Source organism: Clostridium pacaense (genome assembly GCF_020709765.2).
In the GTDB taxonomy this organism is placed as follows: Bacteria; Bacillota; Clostridia; order Lachnospirales; family Lachnospiraceae; genus Enterocloster; species Enterocloster hominis.
This window is the reverse complement of record NZ_JAJFEB020000009.1, coordinates 220,022-242,675: the sequence shown is the minus strand read 5'-3', so window position 1 is coordinate 242,675 and position 22,654 is coordinate 220,022. Positions and strand designations below refer to the sequence as shown.

The window sequence follows — 22,654 nt, the reverse complement described above, 5'->3', positions numbered from 1 at the left end:
AGGCAGAAATATAAGCTGACAGCATTACTTCAAATAGCAGGAATGCCAAGAAGTACGTATTACTATTATTTAAAAAAGGCAGGAAATCCGGATAAATATGCCGAGGTAAAAGAAAAAATCCAGTTGATTCATAATGAAAATCAAGGACGCTATGGTTATCGCCGGATTACTATGGAGCTCCACAACCGTGGTTACAGGATTAATCACAAAACGGTACAGCGTCTGATGGGACTGCTAGGCTTGAAATGCATGGTAAGAATCAAAAAATACCGGTCTTACAAAGGGCAGGTAGGTAAAATAGCACCAAATCTCATTCAACGGAATTTTAAGGCAGATGCGCCAAATAAAAAATGGACAACAGATATAACCGAGTTTTCTTTGTTTGGAAAGAAACTGTATCTTTCGCCAATCCTCGATATGTATAATGGGGAGATCATCAGTTATAACATCAGTGAACATCCAGTACTGAATCAGGTCCTAGATATGCTCGATCAGGCATTCTTAAAGATTCCGGATGATACAAACCTTATCTTTCATAGTGATCAGGGATGGCAATATCAGCACAAACAATACCAAAAGCGGTTACAGGAAAAAGGTATCCGGCAAAGCATGTCCAGGAAAGGAAACTGCCTAGACAATTCTGTCATGGAGAATTTTTTTGGATTGCTGAAATCGGAATTGCTGTATTTGAGGGAATTTAGCTCCATAGAAGAATTTCGAGTTGAACTGGAAAAATATATAGATTACTATAATAACAAACGGATTAAGAACAAACTAAAAGGACTGAGCCCTGTCCAATACAGGATTCAATCCTCATTAGTTGCGTAACCATCAATTTTTGTCTAACTTTTTGGGGTCAAATCAAAAGTGTAGCGTTATTTTTTAATACATATTTCTACCGAGGTGGCTAGGGTTCAGCTAGCAATCGGTTCTCTTGTTAAGTATATTATATCGGTTCCTAAAACTCTTGTCAATGCATTTTTGGTTGACTACCTATAAGTAAAAACAATAAATACAATTGACTTCCTTGGCTTATTTTGCTATCCTGAAGCCAGATACCTAATACACAAAACCGCAGCCTTTTGATGGATGCGGTTCTTGTTTTTTGTAGATAGGTATATCTGATATAGAAGAAACACTAATTAGATTTATTCAGACAAGCCTGCAAATGGCAGTGTGCTATCCTGATTAGGCGTTAAAACCAACGGTTTTATAAGCATTTTTCCTGATTCGTCCATGATGTACCACTTACCGTCCACGGCCTGCAGCCCCTTGATCATGGCGCCGTCCTCGCCCGGATAGTACCAATCCCCATGACAAACAATCAAATAAAAGTAAATTACTGGTAAAAATAGTGATAAAATCTAACAAAATAATTAATGAATTTTGCCGATTAATTATAAAAGTTCCACAACTGAGAGGGGGTATTTCAAATTGACTTCCACTGTCCGTGACCTTAGAATGAAGGCGGAAAGAAACATTATCTTAAAGGAGGAATAAGGGCATGGATGTAACAAGAAACGATGTGGAACGGATGATTGATGCTTCTCTGGGGGCTACGCCGGCGCCTACCCTGGGGCAGGTGGAGGAGTTCGTGAGGAAGACCTTGGATTATGACTTTGCCACCACGCTGACCGAGCCGTTTTTTATCAGGGGAAACGCAGATATCCTTCACCAGGCAGGTAAGCAGTTAGTCAGTGTCATCTCCTATCCGCTGGGAGGGATGACCCATGAAGCCAAGCTTTATCAGGCCAGACAGGCGCTTAAGGACGGGGCGGACGAACTGGATATCTCCATGGATGTCAGCGCATTTAAGTCGGGCCGCTACGAATACGTCAAGGAGGAGCTGAAACCATTTGTGGACATGATGGAAGGCAAAATCATGAAAATGATATATTTTGCCAGTCTTCTGACCGAGGATGAGCAGCTGAGGGCTGCTGAGATGGCCATTGAACTTGGGATACCGTACCTGAAGACCAACACTGGATTTGGATTCGTCACCACCACGGACCAGGTAAGGCTGATTAAGGACCATTACCATGATGCAATCAAGGTAATGACATCCGGCGGCGTGAGGACCAGGGAAGATGCGGCCGCCATGATCCAGGCGGGAGCGGAGAGGATTGCCACCAGTTCGGCATTTAAGATTGTAGACAGCTTTAATGAGTGATATGGGATAGATTTGATTGAGCCACAAGGAGGATGGAATAATGAACAGAAATGAATTGGCACGTTATATTGACCAGACAACATTGAAGCCGGGCATGACCTATGAGTATGTTACCGGTTTCTGTGAAAAGGCTAAGGAAAATCATTTTGCCAGCGTCTGCATACTGCCCAATATGATTGAGACGGCAGCCGGGGTCTTGGACGGCTCCGATACAAAGGTGTGCACGGTCATCAGTTTCCCGCTGGGATTCGACTGGCCGGATGTGAAGATCCATGAGACGGAGGACGCCCTGGAAAAGGGAGCCAAAGAGATTGACCTGGTGATGAATGTGTCCGCACTAAAGTCTGAGCGGTATGATATCGTGGACGAGGAGCTGGAAGGCGTGGTAAAGGCGAGCCATGGCAAAGGGGCAATCGTGAAACTGATAATTGAAACCCCGCTGCTGACTGAGGGACAGATTGTAAAGGCATGTGAGCTGGCCGAAAAACATGGGGTGGATATTGTGAAGACATCCACGGGATTTTCAGCCATGCTGCCCCGGTCCACTTCCGTGGAGGATGTAAGGCTCATACGCAGCTGCGTAAAGCCGGAGACAGGAGTTAAGGCGGCCGGAGGAATCCGTACAACTGCCGATACCCTGGCCATGATTGAAGCGGGGGCTACAAGAATAGGCGCCAGTGCGGGAGAGGAAATCATTGGCGGCCTGTAAGATGGCGGAGGAAAGGGAATGCAGAAACTGGTAAGTTTGGATGATATAGAATTGAATGTGTCTGCAGCAGACTGGCAGGATGCGGTGGTAAAATCAGGGACCATACTTGTGAATAACGGATATGTGACCAGGGAATATGTGGACGCCATGGTACAGACCGTCAAGACCCTTGGACCGTATATCGTGGTTGCCCCGGGACTGGCCATGCCCCATGCAAGGAGTACGAACGGCGTCATAAAAAGCGGCATCAGTATCATGACATTATCCCGGCCCGTAACCTTTGGCAATGAGAGCAATGATCCGGTGCGCCTGCTGATTGGGCTGGCAGGGAGCAATGACGATCTTCACCTCAAAATCATACAGGCAATCGCCACTATTTTTGAGGATGACAGCATGCTGGGCAGGATAACCGCCTGCAATAGCAAGGCGGCAGTTGCCGGGATATTCAATAATGTGGAGGTGGAGGAATAATGTTACATATTGTTACAATATGCGGATGCGGAATGGGCAGCAGCGTAATCCTGAAAATGAATGCTGAGAAAGCATTAAAGGAACTGGGGATACAGGCAAAACTGGAGGTCAGCGATATCACGACGGGAAAGGGAGCGGCCCGCACCGCCGATTTGGTGCTCATAGGCAAGGAACTGGCCTATCTGGTGCAGGATATTGACAAACCTGTCATACAGCTTACCAGCTTTGTGAATAAGCAGGAAATCAAGGACAAGTTGAGGGAATACTGCGAAGCAAATGGAATCAAGTAGGAATCAGCAGGAATCAGGGGAGTTTTTGCAGCAGAAAGTCCACGATGGAAAGAATCGTGGAAAAGTTAAGAAAGGATTCAGATATGGGGAAATTCGATAATAAGGTAGTGATTGTCACAGGCGCAGGACAGGGAGCCGGCAAACAGCTGGCCATCCGGTTTTACAGGGAAGGCGCTGCCGTCTGTCTTCTAGATTTACATGGAGACAACCTGGCCGCTGTGGTGGATGAGGTGAAACCGGACATGGACCGTTTCCTGACGTACACCGTGGATGTCAGCGACAGCAGCCAGGTGAACCAGTCCATAGAGGACGCAGGCAGGCGGTTTGGGAAAATTGATATTCTGATTAATAATGCAGGCGTGCTCCACAAAGGCATGATAGAGGATTCCACAGATGCACATATGCAGCTCATGATTAACGTGAACCTGCTGGGACCCATGTACTGCACCAGGGCCTGTGTGCCTTACATGAAGGAAAATGGAGGAAATATCGTCAATGTGGCTTCCATACTGGCGACCTTCCCCAATACCGGTTCAGGCGCCTATGGGGCGGCCAAGGCCGGAATGATGGTACTGACCAGGGTATGGGCCGCAGAGCTTGCGCCTTATCATATCCGCGTGAACTGCTATGCGCCGGGTGTGCTTAATACGCCTATGGCGGAGGATGTGATTAAGAACCGTGCGGAAAGTAAACTTTGCCAGATACCGCTGCGCAGGTTTGGGGAACCGGATGACGCATTTGATCTGGTAAGCTTCTTCTGCTCAGAACAGGCAGGCTATATCACAGGACAGACCATAGGACTGGATGGAGGGATATGGGCGACACAGACGCCCACGGCTGCCTGGAAACTGTAGGGGAAGATGGAGAGGGGGATACTATGGATTTTGTAATTGATTTTATCACCAATGTACTTGGCAATCCCACGGTCATGCTTGGTATCATCGCATGTATCGGATTGATATTTTTAAGGAAAAGCGTCAGTGACATTGTAATGGGAACGGTGAAGACCATGATGGGGTACCTGATCCTAAGCGCCGGTACAACCATTATCGGGACGCCCATCACCCTGCTGACAACCCTTGTGCAGAGAGGGCTGGGGGTAGACGGGGTACTGCCCCTGTACTGGGTGGTGTATTCCGAGTCCATGGCCAGGTTTGGGACAGAGGCAGCCCTGATATTCATCACAGGTTTCATCATCAATATCCTGCTGGCCAAATTCACCCCGTGGAAGAATCTGGCCATGACCGTCCACCTGCAGCTGTTCTGGGCTGGATTCATGGCAAGCATCATGGCTGGGTTCGGATTTTCGGGGGTCACGCTGATTCTTGTGGGCGGACTGATTTCCGGGGTTTACTACTGGATTGCCACTACAATCTCAGCCCACTACTTAAAACCTGTCACCACGGAGCATGCCAACTTCGTCCCCAGCGCCATTGCACTTGTCATAGCAGGGGAGTCGGGAAGGCTCTTTAAGAAGGGTGGGAAATCCACGGAGGAAATCGAATTCCCAAGTTCCCTCAACTGGCTGAAGGACAGCATTATCGCCACCTGTATGGCTGTGCTGGCAATGAATTTTATCTTCACATTCATCGCTGGTCCCGGGGTTGTAAGGGAACTGGCAGCGGGGATGCCGTGGATCCTCTACGTCATCATCCAGTCGCTGACCTTTGGCGGAGGAATTGCAGTCATCCTTTACGGTGTGCGGATGATGCTGGCGGAGCTGATACCTGCTTTCTCCGGCGTGGCGGAATCCCTTCTGCCCAATGCGGTGCTTGGCCTTGACTATCCAACGGTATTTCCTTATGCGGGAACAGCAGTCATGCTGGGATTCATCTTCAGCCTCCTGGGTTCCATCATAGCAACCCTGGTGATGGCCTTCACCGGATTCTCCCCCGTGGTGGTGCCCGGGGTCCAGATTAATTTCTTTGAGGGCGCCCTGGTAGGTGTCTATGCCAATGCAAGGGGAGGACTTAAAAACTGTATATTCAGCGCCCTTGTCACGGGATTCATCCTGCAGTTTGCGGTAGCGCTCACGTTCCCCATGACAGGACACCTTATGGCTACCGGAGGAGCGTATGAGGCAATGGACTTTAATACAATTGGTTACCTGATTGCAAAAATGATGTCAATCTTTCATTAAATGAACATTTGTCTGGCAGGCCATGCATTCCGGGTTCCGGGATGCTGGCTTGTCTGTTTATGGAAGGAAGTGAGGGGGACAATGGAAGAGGCAATGCAGTATCTGGATCTGATCCGCAGCGATCCATTCCTTCATGCCATGCTGGTTTCTTATGAAAATGCCGCTGCTGCCCAGACACAGGACAGTGTGCTGGATTATGGCTGCGGATATGGATGGGGAAGCTATATCCTCTCGGATTCCTTTGGCCAGGTTACGGGATATGACCCGGATGCGGACCGGATTGGGTTTGCCCGGAGTATGTTCGCCAGGGGGAATATTGCTTTTGTTGAGGACGGGAAAATGCTGGCCGGGCGCCGCTATGACGTGGTCTGTCTTTTCATGGTCCTTCCTTATGCAAAGAACGGCAGGGATCTGTTGGCCCGTCTTGGCGCGTACCTGAAACCGGAAGGGGTCATTTGGATAAGTTATAAGTCGGCGGATGCTGCCCTTGAGGCCGTGATAGAGAGCTGGTCGGCTGAGTGGGGATTTGCCCTTTTATGCTCCTCGGTCCGGCGTCTGTCGGACCAGGAAGGGATAGTGGAACAATGTTACGGCAGGCACAGGGATGAGGGATGGCCATATGCTTTATGAACGATGCGTACATATAATTGAACGATTGATACAGTCCAGGCAGGCCGTGACAAGCAGTGACCTGGCTGGACAGCTGTCCGTGAGCACGCGTACAATCCGCAGCGACCTGGATGTCATTGACCAGTGGCTGTCTGAATTTTCACACGGACCGGTTGTGAGGGTGCCGGGACTTGGGATACTTTTAAATGACAGTGATGGGCGCATCAGGAGGGAACTGGAGGAACAGGGGGCGGGCGTGTATATAATGTCCTCCAGAGAACGGGTCAGGGCCATCACCGGATGGCTGCTGACGGAAAGCCCATCCACCAGCATTGCGGAGATTGCGGACAGGCTTCAGGTCAGCCCGGCCACTGTTTCCAATGATTTACAGAAGGTGAAGATGTGGATGAACCACTTCTGTATCCACATGATATCCAGGCCCCACACAGGAATCGCCCTGCGGGATTCGGAGAGCAGCATACGCAGGGGATGTGTCATGCTCCTTCGGGAAATGCTGGAAACCGGAACCCGCCAGCAGGATTTAATCGGCATGAGGTTCACCCAGGTGGAAAATGTGCTGAGAAAGTACGGGATGGACACCTTTTGTGAAGCAATCATCCTGTGGAGGGAGGAAATCCTGTTCCTTATCCGGCAGCTGCAGGACAGTGCCCAGGTGACCATATCGGATAACGGATTCTGCGCAATGTTCCTTTATCTGCTCACGGCCTTTGCCCGCAGGAACAGGGGATGCAGGATCAGCGTGGGAAGGCAGAATTATACACATATCAAGGCCCAGTCCGGTTTTGACTTCACCGCGATACATGACCTGATACTGGAGCGGACCGGATTAGACATGGATGAGGATGAAATGTTCTTTATCCATGCCCAGTGGATGTCCCTGCGCAAGTTCGGGGCGTCCCAGGACATCAATGTGGAAAATGTCCTCATTGCCAAAGAACTGATTGCAGAGGTGAAGGATTCGCTGGAACTGGAGTTTGAGGAGGGGGATGACACGGTGCTGGAGCTGGCTACCCATCTGAGCGTCATGCAGTACCGGCTGTTCCTCAATATACCCGCAGAACACAATGCGGCGCTGACAGAGATAGAGGAGACATTCCCGGACGTATGTCAGGTGGTAAGGGAGAAGCTGTGGTCCATACTGCGTATGCGTATGGACAATGTGAACCGGGAGGTGTGCAGTAAGGAGGCTGTCTACATTTCCATGTATATCGTGGCCTGTATCCTCAAGAACCCGCTGGAGGAAGCGGCAAAGAAAAATGTCATCATCGTGTGCAACAGCACGGTTGCCACCTCACGGATACTGGAAAACCGTCTGGGGTCCATCTTTTCCAATATTAACGTGGTGAAAGCCATTTCCTATCATGAATTTGTCAATTCCACAGAACCCCTGCCATGTGACCTGATTATCTCCACCCTGCCCTTGGAGAGCAGCCGGTATCCGTGCATTACGGTGAACCCGCTGCTTAAACTGGAGGATATCAATAAGCTGATGGGTATGTTCATGCTGCGCATGCAGAATGTGGACCTGAATAAATATATCAGCGCAACCATCAACATCGCGGCCCGTTCCCTGGAACTGAAACCGGAGGAACGCATCAAGCTGTCAATCGAGCTTGCCAGGGATATTAAGGACGAGGTCAAAGGGCTGGATAAAACCAGGAAGCCTGCCTTAAGGAACCTTTTGGATGAGTCCCTGATTGCGGTTAACGTACACGCTAAGAACTGCTATGATGCCATCCAGATAGCGGGAAACCTTCTGAAAGACCAGGGGTATATCACACAGAAGCACATTGACGAGATGATACGCATCAAGCGCAGGCTGGGCGGTTACATGGTCATTGACAAAGGTGTTGCCCTTCCCCATCTGCTTGCGCCGGAACTGCCCGGGCCGTGCATGAGCGTCATTACCCTGGATAAACCGGTCCGGTTCAATCATGCGGACAATGACCCGGTAAACCTGATTGTCATGCTGCTGTCCAACCACAACACGGCCCATATCAAGGTGCTGGAGGAACTGGTGGATGTGCTGGGAGACGCCAAAAAGCGGGAAGCCATAGAGGCAGCCGCCAGCGCTTATGAGCTTTTAAGCATCATAAGCTGAGGCGTACTACGGGGTGGGAGGAGATGGGTCCTGCAATGGAAGCTTTGCCGGTAAAATGACTGGCAAAGCTTTTTTCTTCCGGCCTGCTGTGGTAGAATATGATGCAGGAATCAAATACATTTTTTGTCCCCGGTGGATAAAAGGAAGGCAGGACATATGAATCAAAATCCATTAAACGGCCGCATGCTGGTCAGCGGCTGCCCTGAAGGCCAGGAATATAATACCCAGCTCCTGTATTTTACATGTTCATCCATGGGAAAGGGCGATGAACGCATTTACATGCTCAGCGACAGGACAGGCAGTCCAAACGTGGTGGTGCGCAGCCTGTCTGACGGGAAGGAGCGGATCCTTACGGACAACAGGAAGGGAATCCTTAAGAGCTATGTCTATTTTGACGGGACGTTGAATGAGGGGCTGGGTAAGGCCAGCGTATGCCTGGACTGTGAGCGGGAAGTCATTTATTATATCCAGGACGACCGTATCTGCAAAGTGGACCTGGAGGGGAGGATTACCGTCCTGAACCAGGTGCCGGACGGTCGCATGACTGCATTTACCCATGTGAGCGGGGATGGGAAATACCTGTGCGTCCCCATGACGGACGGCCGCTGCCTGGATTTTGACCCGGAGACAGAGGGGAGCGGTCTGGACCGCCGCCCGTCCTATGATATAGACGAAAGGGTACAGAGGGAGGGGCTTAACAGTTATCTGTGCGTGTACGACACGGATTCGGGTGCGCTCTTATATGAGAAGACAGTGCCAAAATGCTGGATAACCCATGTACAGTTTCATCCCGTGAACCCGGATATCATCATGTACAATCATGAGTGGTCCAGCTTTTCCTGCGGCATCCGCAGAATCTGGCTGTATGACCATGCAGAGGACACCCTCAGGCCTGTGCGCACCGTGGGAGGGGATACCCTGGGCAATCCGGCCGGGTATGCGCGCAGTGCTGAGGACTGGGTCTGCCATGAGATGTGGAGTGATGACGGGGCGTATATCATTTACCACGGCGGGTATCATGAAGGCCCGGCCATGGTGGGCAGGTATGAGCCGGCTTCCGGCAGATACTGGGAGATAGCCCTGCCGGAGGATTATGACGCCTACGGCCACTTTACCATGGACCACAAGGGAAACCTGGTGTGCGACGGCTATTTCAAATATCCGTGGGAAGTTAAGAAAGTCAGGGAAAACAGCACGGACAACGGACCAGATCCCCATAAGAAGGATGCGGAGTACATATGCAAGGTGATTCCGGACTGGGATGCAGGTACACTTACATGGATTCCCCTCTGTAAACACGAAAGCGACTGGCTTGGCCAGGACGCCCATCCACATCCTATATACAGTCATGCGGGGGACAGGATTTTCTTCAACAGCCGCATGGACAGGACCGTGAACGTGTACTGTGTCTCGTCGGCCGTGTCCCGGGATATGGCCTGAAAGGCCCATTGTTCATAAAATACAGGAATAAAAGGTATAACTATTGAGAATAGCCGGGGCCGGTATCCATGTTGTCAGTTATTTCTAAATGTGCTATAATGAATTAACGTTGCAAAAACACAGCGATTTTAACAGTAAAGGAATGATGTGGAAATGGGGCTGAATCAGTAAGGGTAGTACTGTTCATCGTCCGCCGCTACGGTGTCATCGAGCGACTGCCCGGTACGGGCTGAGGGATTAAAACCGTAGGACTGGTATGTTACTTTTAAATGATGGACAGAATTGGAGGAAGAAGCATGTTAAATTATAAGAGATATAAGAGAGTCCCTGTTGTTAATTTCCCGGAGCGCACATGGCCGGATAAGGAAATCATGAAGGCACCCGTATGGTGCAGTGTTGACCTTAGGGACGGCAACCAGGCCCTGGTGGAACCCATGGTGGTGGAAGAGAAGGTGGAGATGTTCAACCTTCTTGTTAAACTGGGATTTAAGGAGATTGAGGTCGGCTTTCCGGCAGCGTCCCAGATTGAGTATGATTTCTTACGCACACTGGTTGAGCGCAAGCTGATTCCGGACGACGTGGAGGTCCAAGTCCTTGTACAGTGCCGCGAGCATCTGATTAAAAGGACATTTGAGGCATTAGAGGGAATCAAGAAGGCCATTGTACATATTTATAATTCCACATCCACCTTACAGCGCGATGTGGTGTTCCATAAGGATATGGAAGAGATTAAGGATATCGCGGTCATCGGCACCAAGCTGGTACAGCGGTACGCGGCAGAGTGCGACACCCAGGTCCGTCTTGAGTACTCGCCTGAGAGCTTTACCGGGACAGAGCTGGATTTTGCCCTTGATATCTGTACGGCTGTCCAGGAGACATGGGGAGCCACCAAGGAGAAACCCATCATCATCAACCTTCCGTCAACCGTAGAGATGACCACCCCCAATGTGTATGCGGATCAGATTGAATGGATGAATACGCATTTTAAGAACAGGGAGAGCATCATTTTAAGCGTACATCCCCACAATGACCGCGGCGAGGGCGTGGCTTCCACGGAACTGGCCCTTCTTGCAGGAGCGGACCGTGTGGAGGGTACATTGTTCGGCAACGGTGAGCGCACCGGTAACGTGGATATCCTGACGGTTGCCTACAACATGTTCTCACAGGGCATCAACCCTGAACTTAATATTGAGAATGTCCGCGAGATTGCAGAGGTCTGTGAGCGCTGCACCAAGATGGACATCCCGCCCAGGCATCCGTATGCAGGCAAGCTTGTATTCACTGCATTTTCCGGTTCCCATCAGGATGCCATCAACAAAGGCATGCAGGCGCTTCACGAGAGGAACGGGGAGTACTGGGAGGTTCCTTACCTTCCCATCGACCCCAGCGATATCGGCAGGGAATACGAGCCGATCGTGCGTATCAACAGCCAGTCCGGCAAGGGCGGCGTGGCGTTTGTCATGGACACCTTCTACGGCTTCAAGCTGCCAAAGGGGATGCACAAGGAATTTGCAGATGTCATCCAGAAGATTTCCGAGCAGCAGGGTGAAGTTGCGCCTGAGCAGATCATGGAAGAGTTCAAGAAGAACTATCTGGAGCGCAAGGAACCCATGCATTTCAGGAAGTGCCGCATAACCGATACGGAGACAGGGGACGGCGAGTTTGCAACCCTTGCAAAGGTCACCTTCTCAGACCACGGTATTGAGAAAACCTTTGAAGGCGTTGGAAACGGACCCATTGACGCTGTCCAGAGAGGACTTGAGGACGCCCTTGGCATCCAGATTAAGGTCCTGGACTACAACGAGCACGCGCTTGCATCCGGTTCCGGGGCAGAGGCAGCCTCCTACATCCACCTGGTAGACCAGGTCACAGGAAAGGCAACCTATGGCGTCGGCATCAGCTCCAACATCACCAGGGCATCCATCCGCGGTATCTTCAGTGCGGTGAACCGTCTGTTTTATTAAGATTTAAGCAATCAGGACCCATTATAAGCAATAAAAACCGGCTCCTTTATAGGGAGCCGGTTTTTGCGTCCTGCCGACGCCAGCTGTTGCTGCCTTAATTTCCTTTTTGCTTAAACTCCAGATTATCAAAGGAGAACGCCGAGCACACCCCGGTCTGGTCCTCCATATAATCCATGGCTACCCGGTCGCCGGGCTGGGTCAGGGCCAGTTCATTGCTCAGTTCATAGGACACGGTAAAGATATGGTCCTTCTGCTCTTCCAGGATGATTTTGTAAGTGATGGTGTTTTCCATTGTCTCACTGGCAATCCTCAGGACGGTCCCCTTTATGGTGGAGGTGGCCTGGCCTGCGGAAATGTTGCTGTTCACCGTGCCCTGTACCTGGCGGTAGTTGCGCAGGGCGCTGTCAATGGTTTCACCGGTTCCCACATTGGTGTAGTTGGAAACAGATACAAATGCATACTGCTTGATCAGTCCGGCATTATCCTTAAGTGTCATGAAGTAAGTGGCCTGTCCGTCCAGATTGATGATCATGGGGAAGGAGGCACGGTAACCGAACTGCTGCACCTTTCCTTCGGCAGAGCTTTGGGCTGCTGTTTCCGTGGCGCCGCTCATCTGGTAAATGTTGGACTCCTTTGTCACCATGTCCACCAGGATAAAGCCGATGGCTGACTCATCAGAGCCAACGCTGGTCAGTCCTGTGAACAAATAGCAGCGGGCGCCGTTGTAGATGATGATGTCACCCTGGCTGGGGCGGAACTTATCCTGGTTGGAGAAGTTGAAGATTCCGTGGACATAGATACCCTGGTTCTGTATCTGGTCCATGACAAAGCTCTCCGGCTGTACGCGGTCCACCCATTCCGGCAGTGTGTCGATGGTGTAGTGGGTGGTCTCGCCCGTGGTGGCGTTGACGGTCAGCACTCCGGTTGCTTCCGGCAGGTTAAAGAGCCAGCGGTTTTTATAAGTGGAGATGACCCAGTAGGGTACCCCGTCATCGTCCAGCTCAAAGGAATAGTCTGTAAGTCCCTTGAACAGGCCGCCGCCAAACAGGCGGACATGGCGGTTCAGGTCATCCAGGATATATGCATTGGCCTGGTATTTGATCTTGTGGTCCGTCACAAGTTTAACATCGCTGACATCGCTGGCAGACACCACGATATAGCCGGCGGAGCCATCCATGTTCTTAAGCCACTTGAAGAAGCCGGAGTGTTCCAGGGGAACCACCCAGACCAGCTTGCCGTTCACCTTCTGGATGACCGGGACGCCCAGTACTACCTGGCTGCCCAGTCCCGGGTTTTCGCCTACCTTCTTATCCGCAAGCTCCCTGGCAAGGCTTTTGTCCACAATGGGAAGCTGGTCTAAGGCAAGGGGCTGTACCGTGTCGGTAAACTCCGATACGACAGGCGTCCCCAGCTGGTCCCTGTAAGCCTTGTAATTGAACAGGGGCATGGAGAGCACGGTGGCGGCAAAGTACAGGACCCAGAGAATGGCTAAAAGGGTAAAGCCTGCCTTATATCCGCCCACGCTCTTGTCAATGGATAACTGGGGACGGTTGTATTCATTGGTAGTGATGCGCACGCTTCCAAGGGCAACGAAAAAGTTCAGGATTACATAGCAGCTGATGATAAAGCACCAGGAAAATGCACCATCAGGATACATTGGATTCAGGTTCGGGGCCTGGAAGACAATCAACACCAGAAAAACCAGTGTCAGCACCAGGTTCAGCAAAAATTGTGTCTTTTTTCTCATGAATTTCCTCCATCATTTTAACGGCTTTTTAACAAATGTCTTATAGAAGATTATATAACAAGTAGAAATAAATACAAGGGGGAAAAGCTGGGCGGCCAGCCTTTTCGGTACCAATGGACCGGAATGGACAGGGGCAGGGAGGCGGAGAGGACGAAAAAATACTTTGCAAACCCCCATGTCAGTGATAAGATAATAGGGATTAAAAATGTATGGAACGAAGAAAAAACGTGATATTGGAACGTGGAATAAAAGCGCGGTATAAAGGTGTGATAATGATACGGTATAAAACCGCAATATAAAGATGTGATATAAAACCGCGGTATAACCGCGTAATATAAAGGAGTCTGTATGATAGCTGTCCGAACATCCCATAAATACAAGATGATTTTCAGTGACATTGACGGCACCCTGTTAAACAGCAGCCATCAGGTACCGGAGCCGACCCGTAAGAAGATCCTGGAACTGGAAAAGGAAGGCGTCCCCTTTGTCCTGGTCTCGGCCAGGATGCCCGAAGGAATGACCACAATCCAGGACATGATTGGCAACCGGGCGCCCATGGTGTGCTACAGCGGGGCATTAATCCGGGATGCGGACGGGAATACAATGTACAGCTGCCAGATGGATCTGGACCTGGCTGTCAGGATTAAGGACCTGATTGGGAAGGAATTTCCTGAAATCTGCTGCAATACCTATGGGGGCAGCAGATGGGTGGTGGATGATGACAGCAGTCCCTGGGTCAGGAAGGAAGAGGAGATTACAGGACTGAAGGCCATGAACGGGGACATAAGGGAAGTGTTCGCAGCGGACCGGGGCGTGCACAAGTTCCTCCTTATGGGGCAGGAGGAAGCAGTACAGGGGCTGGAGAAACGCCTGAAGGAACATTTCCCGGACCTGTCCATCGCATCTTCATCGCCGGTATATCTGGAAGTGATGGATGGAAGGGTAAGTAAGTCCAGGGGAGTGGGTTTCCTCTGCAGCCATTACGGCGTTGGACTGGACGAGGTGATTGCCTTTGGGGACGGATGCAATGACATGGACATGCTCAGGGCTGTTAAAAACAGCTACGCCATGGCCAATGCGCCTCTTGTGGTACGGCGCAGCGCGGCACATGTGACACTGGATAATGACCACCAGGGACTTTTGGCAGCGCTTGAGGAGGATTTCAGATGAAGCTCAGCAGCAATGCATTGAAATGGATTGCCATGGTTACCATGCTGATTGACCATACAGGGCTTGTGATACTGCAGTACTGGCTGGCGTATGGGGAAAGCGGGGGCGCGCTGGGCGGTTTCCTGTGGACAATCAATCCGGATACCCTTGGCAATGTGGCTTATGGCATGAGGATTCTGGGGCGTGTAGCATTTCCTATATATGGGTTCCTTCTGACAGAGGGATTCCTCCACACCCGGGACTGGAGGAAATACTGCCTGCGCATGATTGTATTTGCAGCTGTGTCGGAAATCCCCTTTTCCCTGGCAGTGTACAATGGGTGGATTGGAGGCAGCCGGAATATATATGTGGAACTGGCGGCAGGGCTTGTGATGCTTCATGGGTTTAAGAAGGCGGAAGCTTATTATGATGCCAGGAGGAATATTTATATGGCGCTGGTGCTGGCGGCCGCCTGCGGGTTTACCTGGCTTATGGATTCAGATTACGGCGCGGGCGGTATGCTGATGATAGCGGCATTCTACCTTCTGAGGAAGGACCGTACGGCCAGGGTGGCGGGAGGCTGCCTGGTGTCCTTTGCAGATACCCTGGGAGCAGGGATGGGGGCAGGCGCGCTGGCAGCGGTCCCCCTGCTCATGTACAGCGGGGAAAAGGGACGCCAGGGGAATAAATATACATTTTACTGGTTTTATCCCCTTCACCTGCTGGTATTGTTCTTAATCCGCCTGCTTGTCCTTAACATTCCAATGATGTGGGGGACGGTAGGGTAAAATCAGTGTAAGTGTTAGTATAAGCGTGCATTTTCCTGTAAACCAGGAGGATGCAGGATAGTGAGGTGGATATGGCTAAGACGAAGTATGACCAGATATATACGGAACTGCGGGGCAGGATTGAGAATGGGGTATATGCCTGTCAGGAAATGCTGCCCTCGGAGAATATGCTGGTCAGGGAATTTGAGTGTTCCAGGAATACCATACGAAGGGCAATCGGACAGATGGCATTGGAAGGATATGTGCAGAGCATCCACGGCAAGGGGGTCCAGATCATATACCAGCCCCAGGAACAGTCGGAGTTCCTTCTTAGCGGGATTGAGAGCCTGAAGGAGGCGGTGGCCAGGAATAAAAAGAGCTACAGAACCCATGTGGCCTGTTTTGCCGAACTTGCGGTGGATGAAAAAATCCAGAAAAGGACCACGTTTCCCATAGGCGCCCAAATTTATTATATCCAGAGGGTGCGCTACATTGACGGGGAGGCGCTGATCATTGACCATAACTATTTCCTGAAGGACGTGGTGAAAAACCTGACCCGGGAGATTGCGGAGGGTTCCATCTATGAGTACATGGAGCAGGAACTGGGGGAGAGTATCGTGACCACCAAGCGGAAGATGACCGTGGAACGCATGAACCAGATTGACGAGACGTATCTGGACATGAAGGGGTACAACTGTATGGCGGTGGTGAGCAGCATGACATACAACGCCCAGGGCGTCATGTTTGAGTTTACCCAGTCGCGGCACAGGCCGGACCGGTTTGTGTTCTATGATTTGGCGCATAGGGGGAAATAAAGTGCGCGCCCTGGGGGAATCCTTCAATATATCCGGGGCAGGATGAAAGCGATGGAAAAGGATAAGGCGGACAGGGATAATTATATATTGGCAGTTTGGCAGGAGAGAGTTTGGATAGATTAAAAAACTCTCTTTTTTGCTATTGACAAACTTGTTTAAACAAGATATAATCCAAATATAAGAAACTTGTTTAAACAAGATAATGGTATGGCGCAGGAAACACATTAAAAAGAAAAGACATTTCAGTCTGAGGAGGTATTTATGGCAGGGAAATTTACCGAGGATTCCAGGAAACTGCTTGCATATGTGGGGGGACGGGAGAACATTGCCGCTGTTTCCCACTGTGTCACACGGATGCGGTTTGTGCTGAACGACCCGTCAAAGGCGGATACCAGTGCCATTGAGGCGCTGCCCTCCGCCAAGGGGACATTTACCCAGGCAGGGCAGTTCCAGGTGATTATCGGAAACGAGGTCAGTACGTTTTACAATGATTTTGTGGCGGTTGCAGGGATAGAGGGCGTATCTAAGGAGGCGGTGAAGAGCGCGGCCAAGCAGAACCAGAACCTGCTTCAGAGGATAATGAGCAGTCTGGCGGAGATATTCGCCCCACTGATTCCGGCCATTATCGTGGGCGGCCTGATTCTGGGATTCCGCAATATCATCGGGGAGATTGCACTGTTTGACGGGGGTACCAGGACCCTGACCCAGATATCCGTGTTCTGGGCTGGCATGAACAGCTTCCTGTGGCTGATTGGAGAGGCCGTGTTCCATTTCCTCCCGGTATGCATTGTGTGGTCCATCACCAAGAAGATGGGGACCACACAGGCCCTGGGAATCGTGCTGGGAATCACCCTTGTCTCGCCCCAGCTCCTGAATGCGTACAGCGTGGCATCCACGGCAGCGGCAGAGATACCCAAGTGGGATTTCGGCTTAATGCAGGTGGATATGATTGGATACCAGGCCCAGGTGCTCCCTGCGGTCCTGGCCGGATTTACCCTGGTGTACCTGGAGCGGTTTTTCAGGAAAATATGTCCGGCAGTGATTTCCATGATAGTGGTCCCCTTCTGTTCCCTGCTCATATCCGTTATTGTCGCCCACGGAATCCTTGGCCCTATCGGATGGAAGATTGGCGGTGTGATATCCGACCTTGTCAACGCAGGGCTGACGTCCTCATTTAAGGGAGTGTTTGCAGGCGTATTCGGCTTTTTCTATGCGCCCCTTGTGATAACAGGACTCCACCATATGAGCAATGCCATTGACCTGCAGCTGATTGCCGACTTTGGCGGCACCACCCTGTGGCCCATGATTGCACTTTCCAACATTGCCCAGGGTTCAGCCGTCCTTGCCATGGTCTGCCTTCAGAAAAATGATGCCAAGGCAAAGGAAATATCGGTTCCGGCCTGCATCTCCTGTTATCTGGGCGTTACGGAGCCAGCCATGTTCGGTGTGAACTTAAAGTACGGATTCCCATTTATCTGTGGTATGACTGGCTCAGCCGTAGCGGCCGTGCTGTCCGTTGTATCCGGCGTAAAGGCCAATGCAATCGGCGTAGGCGGCATACCGGGAATCCTGTCCATTAACCCGCATTATATGGGCATATTTTCAATCGCAATGGCAATCGTGATTGTGATACCGTTTACTCTTACATTCATAATTGGTAAGAGGAAAGGGATTGGCGCTGTAAAAGAAGGGCTTGTCCAGGGGGCGGTGCCTGTCAGCCAGCCAGCTGAATGTGCAGACGGCCAGCCTGCTGCCTGTGCAACTATCCAGTCCGCTTCCTGTACCGCCAGCCAGCTTACCGCCTGCGTAAGCGGTCAGGTCATTCCCATGGAAGAAGTGCCGGACCAGGTATTTGCATCCAAGGCCCTGGGTGACGGCGTTGCCATTATCCCGGAGGATGAGGTATTGAGGGCACCGGCCCCAGGAACCGTGGCGGTCGTCATGGAGGGAAGTCTCCATGCCTGCGGCCTGATGCTTGACAATGGCATGGAAGTACTGCTGCATATAGGACTGGATACGGTGGAGATGAAAGGGGACGGGTTCGAGGCCCTGGTCAAGGCCGGTGACCGGGTGGATGCGGGCGATTGCCTTATCCGCTTTAGCCGGGACAAAATTAAGGCTGCCGGACATCCCGACATGGTCATCATGGTAGTGACCAACCCCGGTACCGCCTCGTCCATTGACTGGAAGTCCGGTATCCATGCCAGGGCGGGCAAAGACCCGGTGGCGCTTCTGGAATGTGTCTGACGGTCACTGGCCCGGCACAGCGGGAAGCAGTGGAACATAAAAGGAAAATGTACATGGACTGTATGTATGAAGGAGGAGCCATCCATGAGAGACTTTAAAAGCAGCACAATTTATCAGATATATACAAAATCCTTCCAGGATACCACGCACAGCGGGCAGGGGGATTTAAGGGGGGTAATCAGCCGCCTGGATTACCTGAAGGAGTTGGGAATTGACTATATATGGCTGACCCCGTTTTTCAAATCCCCCCAGAACGACAATGGCTATGATGTGGCCGACTACCTGTCCGTGGACCCCATGTTCGGCACCATGGAGGATGTGGAGGAACTGATTGGGGAAGCCGGAAGGCGGGATATGGGATGTATGTTTGACATGGTATTTAACCACACATCTACGGAGCATATGTGGTTCAAACGGGCTATGGAGGGTGATCCTGAGTATATGGATTACTACATTTTCCGGGACGGGGAGCCGGACGCCCCGCCCACCAACTGGCAGTCCAAGTTCGGCGGCAGTGCATGGGAATATGTGCCGCACCTGAAAAAGTGGTATCTGCACCTGTTTGATGTGACCCAGGCAGACTTAAACTGGGATAACCCCAGGGTACGCCGGGAACTTAAGGAGGTTATCCGGTTCTGGAAGGATAAAGGCGTCAGGGGATTCCGCTTTGATGTGGTGAACCTTATATCCAAGCCGGAGATATTCGGGGATGACAGTATAGGGGATGGGCGCGGTTTCTATACGGATGGCCCCCATGTCCATGAGTATCTTCAGGAGCTGACAAGGGATACCGGGATTGACGGCATGGTGACGGTTGGGGAAATGTCCTCCACCTCCCTGGACAACTGCATCCGCTACAGCCGTCCTGAGGACAGGGAACTGTCCATGTGCTTTAATTTCCATCACCTGAAGGTGGATTATAAAGACGGGGATAAGTGGAAGCTGATGCAGCCGGACCTGAGGGAACTGAAGCGGTTGTTCATGGAATGGCAGGAAGGCATGCAGGAGGGCGGAGGCTGGAACGCGGTTTTCTGGTGTAACCATGACCAGCCCAGGGCTGTTTCCAGGTTTGGGGATGATGGGAAGTACTGGAAGGAATCCGCTAAGATGCTTGCGACCGCCATCCATATGTTTCGGGGCACCCCCTATGTGTTCCAGGGTGAGGAACTGGGCATGACCAATGCTTACTATGATGACATTTCCCAGTACAGGGATGTGGAGAGCATTAACTACTATAAAATCCTTCAGGACCAGGGGAGCACCAGGGAGGAGGCCATCCATGTGCTTCAGGAACGCTCCAGGGACAATGGCAGGACGCCCATGCAGTGGGACGGTTCAGAACTGGCAGGCTTTTCGGATGTGGCCCCATGGATTGGCATTCCCCGTAACCACACGTATATCAATGTGGAATCGGAGCAGCAGGATGAAGATTCCATCCTCAGCCACTATAAACGTCTTATCGCCCTGCGCAAGGAGTACCCCGTGATTGCTGAAGGTGAGATAGAATTTGTGGACCGCAGCCATCCACAGATTCTGGCATACAGGCGTTTTGACGGCAGCAGCGAGCTGATGGCCTTCCATAACATGGCTGGTGAGGTGATAGGGCTGACGGAACCCTTTGACCGGACGGGATGGAGGCTTTTGGTTAGTAATTATAGGGATGAGGCAGATGTTAAAGATGGAACAGATGCTGCGGATGAGGCGGATATTACGGACGGGGGAGATGCTTTGGGGACGGGAAACAGGGAGCAGGAAGGCGGTTCTCAGGACAGCCGGATGATTACATGTCTCCGCCCTTATGAAAGCGTTGTTTATATGCGTGACAAATAAAAAATATTTTAAGCATCTTGTCTATATCTGTCATAAGCTTTCGAACCTTGAAATACACTTCTCTTTCACAAAGGAATCAGATGCTACGGTAGCAAAAGCATATTCAATTTCAAAGAAGACTGGTCTTGTAATGCGGTTAAGGAATTTCAGGATTTGTATCAGATAAGAATAGGTAAGCGCCAGACATGCCTATAGATATCGGATTATCGCCTGATTTATTATTAAATCAAACTATACTTTTTGATTATCTTTTTAGAAGTTATTATATGCCGGCATAGCCTGTATTTACAGGCTTTCCGGCACTTTTCATATCGGAAGATGTTCTTAAATATTCTCATATCCCCTCATGTTTCTGCGTTCAAAGGTAGTAGAAAGAGTAGTAAAACCTCTATTTACTACTAAGCAATCAGCCGTTCCATTTCTGCTAATGCACTGTCAGAAGTGGCATGAGCGTTATAGTTCAGTGTAGCGTCATGTTGATGTTGGAATGTCCAATGATATACTGTAATGCTTTCTCATGGCACTTGTTGTACTTCTTCACAAGCCCCCTGAACATAATTTCATAATTTGCTGCCACCTTTGGCAAGCCGTTTCGGTTAAGGAAAGGGAATTTCCCGTACCCGTCGATAACGGTAGGCTTTGCCCGCCCTCTGTTTTTCAGCACACGCTTGAACGCTTCATATACGGCTGCGCTCATGCGGATTTTTCCGAATACAATCGTCCTATATGGCTGTGTAAAAAGCAGCTTTAAGCGAACTGTTCCGCTTCATCATCTGCGAAATACTGGTCGCAAACGTGGAGCTGATGTTCTTCCTGTGGCAACAAATCGGAAAAAGTAACTTCGCGTAACTGCTGACGCTTTGTGTCCCTGTGGGCGTTCATAGCTTCCCGATTCAACGCCTGTTTGCAAAAGCCGTTAATACAAAAGCAACACGGCGATACCTCTTTGATACCGCCGTATACTTAAATAGGCTCGCCTTATTTTGTTTGGGTGCATGAAAACCCCGCCGCCTCAACAACGGTTTTTTTATTTCCCGTTGGGTGGCTGTGTCATACTTTCTGTTTCATAATAATCGGTTCTCGTCATACCATATAAATAATAATCGCAATAAGTATTTACCATTTTTCCGCTCCGAATATGCCCCTCTCGCCTAAATCCTGCTTTTTCCAGTGTTTTATATGACGCGATATTTAGAACATGAACATCAGACCATAGCCGTTGTAATTCTGTTTTTTCAAAACAAAAAATCACTACGTTTCTTAAAGCTTCTGCCATAAGACCATTTCCTTGATAAATTGGAGAAAGACGGAAAGCCACTTTTGCCATGCGGTCATTTTCAATGAGATATACCCACATTTCACCTATCACTTTATCGTCCTTTTTATGAACAATCCCCCAATGGAAACTCTTTGTAGGACGCTCCTTTTTTTGAAATAGCAATTCGGGATTTAAGTCACTTTTTCCGGGACGTTTCCCCCAATATTGATATAATGATCTGTCGCCTATCCATTCTTTCAAATCGGCAACATCATCATATTGCAAAGGACGTAATAAAAGCCTGTCCGTTTCAAGTTTCGGTTTATTCTGAACATAATCTTTCAGTTTCATAAAGCCCCCTTAAAAATTGAATACCTGCTCCCAATTAAAGCAGCCGGACGCTTCTGTGCTTCTCGGCCACTCGCTGCACCATGCAGGAATACCGGGTGTTTCTACTCTGTCAAAACTCGGTGTGTACGGCTTTAAATCTAACACGGGAGTATTGTCATTCGCGTCAATAAAAGTAACCCGAATAATTCCCTTGTTAAAATCAATGCTGATAATTTCTGATGTTGTCAAAGCAATAGGGTTAGGGCGGACTGGCGACCTTGTGGCAAAAACGCCCATTACTGTTGGTGCATTTTTATAGGGCTGTTCGGTTTGTAATATATTTCTGTCTGTCTGATTATCACAATCACTAAACCACCATACTACGTTGATATGGCTAAATCCGTTTAATGCCTGCAGTCCGGGAATATACTCCGGCTCTAATTCAATAAATGCTCCGCTGTCATCATTCTTTACCTTTCCAATAGGTTTTAATTGATAATCATTCATGTTGTACCTCCTCGTTTTCTGCTTTGATTTCAGTATAATACCTCACATCATGTGAGATACAAGAGGTAAAATAAAAATGCCCTGCATTT

The 22,654-nt window shown here is 50.1% G+C and carries 20 protein-coding genes and 1 pseudogene; 16 read left to right on the top strand and 5 right to left on the bottom strand.

Translation table 11 applies throughout. From position 1 onward, the window contains the following. On the top strand, positions 1-828 hold an 828-nt coding region (locus LK536_RS46190; RefSeq protein WP_506092174.1), incomplete at its 5' end, for an IS3 family transposase. Between the two features lie 320 nt (positions 829-1,148). Here LK536_RS46190 and LK536_RS46185 read toward each other — a convergent pair. Further along, positions 1,149-1,328: a hypothetical protein gene (locus tag LK536_RS46185; protein ID WP_227795876.1), complete on the bottom strand. Its 180-nt coding sequence runs from the start codon at positions 1,326-1,328 to the stop codon at positions 1,149-1,151. Positions 1,329-1,504: 176 nt separating this feature from the next. On the opposite strand from LK536_RS46185, the gene deoC (LK536_RS46180) reads away from it, so the two are divergent. The 10 genes from deoC (LK536_RS46180) to leuA all read left to right on the top strand — a co-directional run bounded on the left by deoC (LK536_RS46180) (position 1,505) and on the right by leuA (position 11,915). Further along, positions 1,505-2,170: a deoxyribose-phosphate aldolase gene (gene deoC, locus LK536_RS46180; RefSeq protein WP_120055084.1), complete on the top strand. Its 666-nt coding sequence runs from the start codon at positions 1,505-1,507 to the stop codon at positions 2,168-2,170. Positions 2,171-2,210: 40 nt separating this feature from the next. Beyond that, positions 2,211-2,879 carry a deoxyribose-phosphate aldolase gene (gene deoC / locus LK536_RS46175; protein WP_120055086.1) on the top strand — a complete coding sequence of 223 codons (669 nt, stop codon included), beginning with the start codon at positions 2,211-2,213 and terminating at the stop codon, positions 2,877-2,879. Positions 2,880-2,897: 18 nt separating this feature from the next. After that, positions 2,898-3,350, top strand: a complete 453-nt coding sequence (locus LK536_RS46170) for a PTS sugar transporter subunit IIA (RefSeq protein WP_025485421.1) — start codon at positions 2,898-2,900, stop codon at positions 3,348-3,350. Further along, entirely contained in the window at positions 3,350-3,640 is a 291-nt protein-coding gene (locus LK536_RS46165) for a PTS sugar transporter subunit IIB (RefSeq protein ID WP_227795875.1), read from the top strand. Before LK536_RS46170 ends, LK536_RS46165 begins: the two co-directional genes overlap by 1 nt. A 44-nt stretch (positions 3,641-3,684) precedes the next feature. Further along, a complete protein-coding gene (locus LK536_RS46160) occupies positions 3,685-4,494 on the top strand; it encodes an SDR family NAD(P)-dependent oxidoreductase (protein WP_227795874.1) in 810 nt (269 codons plus the stop codon). Then, positions 4,455-5,780, top strand: a complete 1,326-nt coding sequence (locus LK536_RS46155; protein ID WP_025485425.1) for a PTS ascorbate transporter subunit IIC — start codon at positions 4,455-4,457, stop codon at positions 5,778-5,780. The genes LK536_RS46160 and LK536_RS46155 overlap by 40 nt, the downstream gene beginning before the upstream one ends. Before the next feature lie 81 nt (positions 5,781-5,861). Continuing rightward, positions 5,862-6,410 carry a class I SAM-dependent methyltransferase gene (locus LK536_RS46150; protein ID WP_227795873.1) on the top strand — a complete coding sequence of 183 codons (549 nt, stop codon included), beginning with the start codon at positions 5,862-5,864 and terminating at the stop codon, positions 6,408-6,410. Continuing rightward, positions 6,400-8,511 carry a BglG family transcription antiterminator gene (locus tag LK536_RS46145; RefSeq protein WP_162158539.1) on the top strand — a complete coding sequence of 704 codons (2,112 nt, stop codon included), beginning with the start codon at positions 6,400-6,402 and terminating at the stop codon, positions 8,509-8,511. Before LK536_RS46150 ends, LK536_RS46145 begins: the two co-directional genes overlap by 11 nt. 156 nt (positions 8,512-8,667) lie before the next feature. Continuing rightward, the gene (locus LK536_RS46140; protein WP_120055094.1) at positions 8,668-9,951 is read left to right on the top strand and encodes a hypothetical protein; all 1,284 of its coding nucleotides are present in this window, start codon (positions 8,668-8,670) and stop codon (positions 9,949-9,951) included. A gap of 296 nt (positions 9,952-10,247) precedes the next feature. Then, positions 10,248-11,915, top strand: coding sequence for a 2-isopropylmalate synthase (leuA, locus tag LK536_RS46135; protein WP_025485430.1), 1,668 nt, complete (start codon positions 10,248-10,250; stop codon positions 11,913-11,915). A 94-nt stretch (positions 11,916-12,009) separates the two neighbouring features. Here the strand turns inward: leuA and LK536_RS46130 are convergent, their stop codons facing one another. After that, positions 12,010-13,662, bottom strand: a complete 1,653-nt coding sequence (locus LK536_RS46130) for a hypothetical protein (protein ID WP_025485432.1) — start codon at positions 13,660-13,662, stop codon at positions 12,010-12,012. Between the two features lie 348 nt (positions 13,663-14,010). On the opposite strand from LK536_RS46130, the gene LK536_RS46125 reads away from it, so the two are divergent. The 5 genes from LK536_RS46125 to treC all read left to right on the top strand — a co-directional run bounded on the left by LK536_RS46125 (position 14,011) and on the right by treC (position 20,470). Next, the gene (locus LK536_RS46125; protein ID WP_227795872.1) at positions 14,011-14,832 is read left to right on the top strand and encodes a Cof-type HAD-IIB family hydrolase; all 822 of its coding nucleotides are present in this window, start codon (positions 14,011-14,013) and stop codon (positions 14,830-14,832) included. After that, the gene (locus LK536_RS46120) at positions 14,829-15,599 is read left to right on the top strand and encodes a TraX family protein (protein WP_227795871.1); all 771 of its coding nucleotides are present in this window, start codon (positions 14,829-14,831) and stop codon (positions 15,597-15,599) included. Before LK536_RS46125 ends, LK536_RS46120 begins: the two co-directional genes overlap by 4 nt. 50 nt (positions 15,600-15,649) lie before the next feature. Beyond that, positions 15,650-16,393 carry a trehalose operon repressor gene (treR, locus tag LK536_RS46115; protein WP_331472162.1) on the top strand — a complete coding sequence of 248 codons (744 nt, stop codon included), beginning with the start codon at positions 15,650-15,652 and terminating at the stop codon, positions 16,391-16,393. A gap of 261 nt (positions 16,394-16,654) precedes the next feature. Further along, positions 16,655-18,640, top strand: coding sequence for a PTS system trehalose-specific EIIBC component (gene treP / locus LK536_RS46110; protein ID WP_227795870.1), 1,986 nt, complete (start codon positions 16,655-16,657; stop codon positions 18,638-18,640). 84 nt (positions 18,641-18,724) lie between these two features. Beyond that, positions 18,725-20,470, top strand: coding sequence for an alpha,alpha-phosphotrehalase (gene treC, locus LK536_RS46105; protein WP_008719996.1), 1,746 nt, complete (start codon positions 18,725-18,727; stop codon positions 20,468-20,470). Between the two features lie 398 nt (positions 20,471-20,868). Here treC and LK536_RS46100 read toward each other — a convergent pair. The 3 genes and pseudogenes from LK536_RS46100 to LK536_RS46090 all read right to left on the bottom strand — a co-directional run. Then, positions 20,869-21,176, bottom strand: a pseudogene (locus LK536_RS46100) (site-specific integrase); the annotation flags it as partial. A gap of 321 nt (positions 21,177-21,497) precedes the next feature. Continuing rightward, entirely contained in the window at positions 21,498-22,079 is a 582-nt protein-coding gene (locus tag LK536_RS46095; protein ID WP_227795869.1) for a GNAT family N-acetyltransferase, read from the bottom strand. Positions 22,080-22,088: 9 nt separating this feature from the next. Beyond that, on the bottom strand, positions 22,089-22,565 hold the full coding sequence (locus LK536_RS46090) for an SAM-dependent methyltransferase (RefSeq protein WP_008719990.1): 477 nt from the start codon (positions 22,563-22,565) through the stop codon (positions 22,089-22,091). Between the last annotated feature and the right edge of the window lie 89 nt (positions 22,566-22,654).